Origin of the sequence: Caballeronia sp., from assembly GCF_049581465.1 — a bacterium.
GTDB lineage: Bacteria > Pseudomonadota > Gammaproteobacteria > Burkholderiales > Burkholderiaceae > Caballeronia.
Map to the genome: position 1 here is coordinate 1 of NZ_JBAUSA010000591.1, position 5,487 is coordinate 5,487.

5 protein-coding genes and 1 pseudogene are annotated in these 5,487 nt (G+C 61.0%); all 6 read left to right on the forward strand.

What is annotated here, in order from left to right; all coding sequences use genetic code 11:
* The first annotated feature begins 365 nt into the window (after positions 1–365).
* Positions 366–1,019 (forward strand): uracil phosphoribosyltransferase, encoded by a 654-nt coding sequence (gene upp, locus WCA53_RS14460; RefSeq protein WP_423911374.1) that lies wholly within the window; start codon positions 366–368, stop codon positions 1,017–1,019.
* A 187-nt stretch (positions 1,020–1,206) separates the two neighbouring features.
* The gene (locus WCA53_RS14465) at positions 1,207–1,935 is read left to right on the forward strand and encodes a YebC/PmpR family DNA-binding transcriptional regulator (RefSeq protein WP_423911376.1); all 729 of its coding nucleotides are present in this window, start codon (positions 1,207–1,209) and stop codon (positions 1,933–1,935) included.
* Positions 1,936–2,318: 383 nt separating this feature from the next.
* Positions 2,319–3,608, forward strand: a complete 1,290-nt coding sequence (gene purD, locus WCA53_RS14470) for a phosphoribosylamine--glycine ligase (RefSeq protein ID WP_423911378.1) — start codon at positions 2,319–2,321, stop codon at positions 3,606–3,608.
* A 112-nt stretch (positions 3,609–3,720) separates the two neighbouring features.
* Positions 3,721–4,644, forward strand: a complete 924-nt coding sequence (gene hemF, locus WCA53_RS14475) for an oxygen-dependent coproporphyrinogen oxidase (RefSeq protein WP_423911380.1) — start codon at positions 3,721–3,723, stop codon at positions 4,642–4,644.
* Positions 4,635–5,357: a nicotinate-nucleotide adenylyltransferase gene (locus WCA53_RS14480; RefSeq protein ID WP_423911382.1), complete on the forward strand. Its 723-nt coding sequence runs from the start codon at positions 4,635–4,637 to the stop codon at positions 5,355–5,357. The genes hemF and WCA53_RS14480 overlap by 10 nt, the downstream gene beginning before the upstream one ends.
* A 40-nt stretch (positions 5,358–5,397) precedes the next feature.
* Positions 5,398–5,487: pseudogene (locus WCA53_RS14485) on the forward strand (ribosome silencing factor); the annotation flags it as partial.

Below are 5,487 nucleotides of genomic sequence, written 5' to 3' on the forward strand. Positions count from 1 at the left end.
CCCCAAGCCCTTGCTGGCTGCGCACACCAGGGCAGTGCGCCCCTTGATTCCCATATCCATTGCTGCTCCTTCCGAATGATCCGTTGAATCGTTGCGGTCGATAAACGATCGCATCCCGCAATTCTAGAAGAATGAGGGCATGAGCGTTGGCAGCGCAATAGGCCTGATGGCCTGTCGCCCGCAATCTCCCCTTTGGCTCCAGTTAATTTGGGTAAACTGGCGTCATTGCACAAGCTTGGCCTTCGAAAACTGAATCGTCGCGATGTCTCTACTATCACAGAGGCTTGGAATTGCGTCGGATGCAGTGTCCAGACCATACGAACCATACGAAGCACACTTAACGCCGCGGCACCCGCGCGAACACCATGAAACACGACAGCCGCTTCCCCAATCTTTCTATCCTCGACCACCCGCTGATCCAGCACAAGCTGACGCACATGCGGGACAAGGACACGTCTACTCGCACCTTTCGCGAGTTGCTGCGTGAGATCACGCTGCTGATGGGCTATGAAATAACGCGCAACCTGCCGTTGACCACCAAACGGGTGGAGACGCCGCTCGTCAGCGTCGACGCCCCGGTGATCGCCGGCAAGAAACTCGCGATCGTGCCTGTGCTGCGGGCCGGCATCGGCATGTCCGACGGGCTGCTCGACCTGATCCCATCGGCCCGCGTTGGCCATATAGGCGTGTATCGCGCAGAAGATCACCGGCCGGTCGAGTATCTCGTGCGCCTGCCGTCCGACCTGGAAGAGCGCGTGTTCATCCTGTGCGATCCAATGGTGGCAACCGGCTATTCGGCCGTGCACGCGGTCGATGTCATGAAGCGGCGCAACGTACTCGGCGAAAACATCATCTTCGTGGCGCTGGTCGCCGCGCCCGAAGGCGTGAAGGTTTTCTCCGATGCCCATCCGGACGTGAAGTTATATGTCGCTTCGCTCGATTCGCACCTGAACGAGCACGCGTACATCGTGCCGGGACTCGGCGATGCGGGCGACCGGTTGTTTGGTACCAAGAACTAGTCAAGCGCGCGAAGTTGTGGGGCGGCCAGCCGAATTCCGGCCGTTCGCCAGCCGTTTACAGACCTCCTGGTGGTTCGGTGCCAGCCGAGGCATGCCGCCATGATAAAATTTGGGTCCGCGAAAAAGCGACACTACGCGACATTGACACACAAGCGTGCGACCAAGCTCGCGCGCGACGGAGAAACGTATGGCGGGTCATTCAAAATGGGCCAACATCAAGCATAAGAAAGCAGCGACCGATGCCAAGCGCGGCAAGGTCTGGACGCGTCTTATCAAGGAAATCCAGGTTGCTGCCCGCATGGGCGGAGGCGACGCCGACACGAACCCGCGCTTGAGGCTTTCCATCGATAAAGCCTACGACGCGAACATGCCGAAAGACAACATCAATCGCGCGATCCAGCGCGGTGTCGGCGGCGTCGACGGCGCGACCTACGAAGAGATTCGCTACGAAGGCTATGGCATCAACGGCGCGGCGATTATCGTGGATACCATGACTGACAACCGCACCCGGACCGTCGCAGAAGTGCGGCACGCATTTTCGAAGTTCGGCGGCAACATGGGCACGGACGGATCGGTGTCGTTCATGTTCGATCACGTCGGCCAGTTTCTCTATGCACCCGGCACGCAGGAAGACAAGTTGCTGGAAGCGGCGCTGGAAGCCGGCGCGGACGACGTCGTGACCAACGACGACGGTAGTATCGAAGTGGTTTGCCCGGCCAATGACTTCCAGAAGGTAAAAGATGCGCTGGAGGCAGCCGGATTCAAGGCAGAACTCGCGGAAGTCACCATGAAGCCGCAGTCCGAAGTCGAGTTCACCGGCGAAGACGCTGCAAAAATGCAGAAATTGCTGGACGCATTGGAAAACCTGGACGACGTGCAAGTGGTGTACACGAACGCGACGATCGACCAGGAATGATCCGTGAGCGGGCGACGCCCGTTGTACGGGCTTCTGGTGCGAGGCGCGCCAGCTCGGCAGGCGTTGAGAAGCGTCATGAGCACGCTGGCGCGATCGATGCATGCGGCTCTCGCCAGAGAGTGTCTGGCCTTAAGAGGCACATCGACGAACACCCACTGTTCCAACCATTTGGCTGCATAAAATAAGCGGCTGAAAGGACGAAAGCGGAAAGAGCGGTGCCGCAAGAGCAGTGAAGCGGCCGCCGGCGCGAGATCTTTTTCCGCTGATCCGGCTCTCTCGGCGCAGACTTCATGCACCACAGCAACGCGAACACACGCGGTATTGGCGCGGCGTCGGCTTTGCCGCCTTGCCGCCATGAATTTTTTAAGGTCTCGGGGATTTAAATGAAGTTACTCGTCGTCGGTTCCGGCGGTCGTGAACATGCGCTTGCGTGGAAGCTCGCGCAGTCACCGCGCGTGCAGGTGGTCTATGTGGCGCCAGGTAACGGCGGCACGGCGCAGGACGAGCGCCTATCCAACGTCGACATTACCGACCCCGCGGCCCTCGCCGATTTCGCCGAGAACGAGCAGGTCACGCTCACGGTAGTCGGGCCGGAAGGCCCTCTGGCTGCGGGCATCGTCAATTTGTTCCGTTCGCGCGGGCTAAAAATCTTCGGTCCGACGAAGGAAGCAGCACAACTGGAAAGCTCGAAGGATTTCGCCAAGGCGTTCATGCAACGCCACGCTATTCCCACGGCCGAGTACGCAACCTTCACCGACATCGCCGCCGCGCACGCGTATCTCGACCAGAAAGGCGCGCCTATCGTGATCAAGGCGGACGGACTGGCGGCAGGCAAAGGCGTGGTCGTTGCGACCACGCTCGAGGAAGCGCACGCAGCCGTCGACTCCATGCTCGCGGATAACAAGCTCGGCGATGCCGGCGCGCGGGTGGTGATCGAGGAGTTCCTGGATGGCGAGGAAGCGAGCTTTATTGTGATGGTCGACGGCAAGCATGTGCTGGCGCTGGCGTCGAGCCAGGACCACAAGCGCCTGCTCGACGGCGATAAAGGCCCGAACACCGGCGGCATGGGTGCCTACTCCCCCGCCCCGATCGTCACACCGCAACTTCATGCCCGAGTGATGCGCGAAATCATCCTGCCAACGGTGCGCGGCATGGAGATGGAAGGCATCCGCTACACAGGTTTCCTGTACGCCGGACTGATGATCGACGCGCACGGCAACCCGAAAACGCTCGAATTCAATTGCCGCATGGGCGACCCGGAAACGCAGCCGATCATGGCGCGTCTCAAGGGCGATTTCTCGAAGGTGGTCGAACTCGCGATTGCCGGAACGCTCGCCACAGCCGAGATCGAGTGGGACAGGCGAACCGCGCTGGGTGTCGTGCTGGCGGCGCACAATTATCCGGACACACCGCGCAAGGGCGACCGGATCAGCGACATTCCGCCGGAAACGCCGGAAGCCGTGACGTTCCATGCGGGTACCACGTTGGAGAACGGCAAGCTCGTCACCTCGGGCGGCCGGGTTCTCTGTGTCGTCGGTCTGTCGGATTCCGTGCGTGGCGCGCAATCCGTGGTCTACGATACGATCAACCAGATTGAGTTCGACGGCATGCAGTATCGGCGGGACATTGGCCATCGGGCCCTAAGCCGGAAGGCCGGCGATCGCCACGGCTAATGCTGCAGCGCTGCGGTTTTTTCATCGCACTGCCGGACCAACGTGTCCGGCAGTGCGTTTTACAGGTCGAGCACGCGAAAGCAGCACTCGACGCGACACGCCAAGCAACACGATGCCCGATCCGACTTACGACATAAACGCTATCCGTACCTATTTGACCGGTCTGCAAGCGCACATCGCCCAGACGCTCGGCGCATTCGACGGCACCGCGTTCGCGGTCGATTCGTGGCAGCGCGGCCCCGAAGAAAGGCTGCGCGGCGGCGGCACCACGCGAATTCTCGAAGGCGGCGAGTTTTTCGAACGCGGCGGGGTCGGTTTTTCGGACGTAGCCGGTGACGCGCTACCCGCATCGGCGAGCGCTGCACGCCCGCAACTCGCCGGGCGTGGCTTCGAGGCAATGGGCGTGTCGCTGGTCATGCATCCGCGCAATCCGCACTGCCCCACCGTGCACATGAACGTGCGGCTGCTTATCGCGGCCAAAGAAGGCGAACCGCCGCTTTTCTGGTTTGGCGGTGGCATGGACCTGACGCCCTATTACGGCTACGAGGACGACGCACGGCACTTTCACGGCGTTTGCCGCGAAGCGCTCGCGCCGTTCGGTTCGGAGCTATATCCGCGGTTCAAGACGTGGTGCGACGAATATTTTTATCTGAAGCATCGCAACGAAGCGCGTGGAATCGGCGGGATTTTCTTTGACGACTTTTCGGAACCCGGGTTCGACGCGTCGTTTGCGATGATGCGCAGTGTCGGCGACAGCTTTCTGGCGGCTTATCTGCCGATTATCGAGCGTCGTCGGGACACGCCATACGGCGAAGCGGAACGCGATTTCCAGATGTATCGACGGGGCCGTTACGTCGAATTCAATCTCGTCTTCGACCGGGGTACGCTGTTCGGGTTGCAAAGCGGCGGCCGCACGGAATCCATCTTGATGTCGATGCCACCGGCGGTCACGTGGCGATACGACTGGAAACCCGCGCCGGGCACGCCCGAAGCGCGCCTTTACACGGACTTCCTGGTACCGCGAGCGTGGCTTTGAACGTAAAAGAGGACCGCCCCGTGAACCCGAACCATCGATGCGCCCGGCGCGTGGGCTTGCTGGGCGGCACGTTCGACCCGATTCACGACGCTCACCTGGCGCTGGGCCGACGCTTTGCCGAAGTGCTCGAACTGACTGAGCTCATCCTGCTGCCGGCTGGCCAACCGTGGCAGAAGAAGGATGTTTCGGCGCCGCATCATCGGCTCGCGATGACACGCGCAGCCGCAGAATCCCTGGCAGTCGACGGTTTAACCGTCACTGTTGCCACCGACGAGATCGAGCACGCGGGGCCGAGTTACACCGTCGAAACGCTGGCACGGTGGCGCGAGCGGGAAGGCACGGCGGCCTCGTTGTCGCTCCTGATCGGCGCCGATCAACTCGTGCATCTGGACAGTTGGCGCGAATGGCAGCGCCTGTTTGAATTTGCGCACGTTTGCGTTGAAACCCGCGCCGGTTTCGATGTGTCGACGGTGTCTGCCGCCGTCGCCGCCGAAATCGCCGCCCGCAGCGCCCCGGCGCACGTGTTGCGCTCGACGCCGTGCGGCCATTTGCTGATCGACTCGACGCTGGAACTCGATGTTTCGGCTACCGAAATCCGAGAGCATCTGGGAGAACGCCTTCAGGCGCACGCGGCCGGCCGCGCGTACGTCGAGAGTCATGTCCCGTTGGCCGTATGGGACTATATTGTTCAACACGGCCTGTACCATCGGTAAGAAACACTCATTAGCACAGCAACAAATACATCGGTAAAACATGGAAATCACTAAACTTCAGCGCGCGATCATCGACGGTCTCGAAGACGTCAAAGCGCAGGACATCAAGGTATTCAACACCACGCACCTG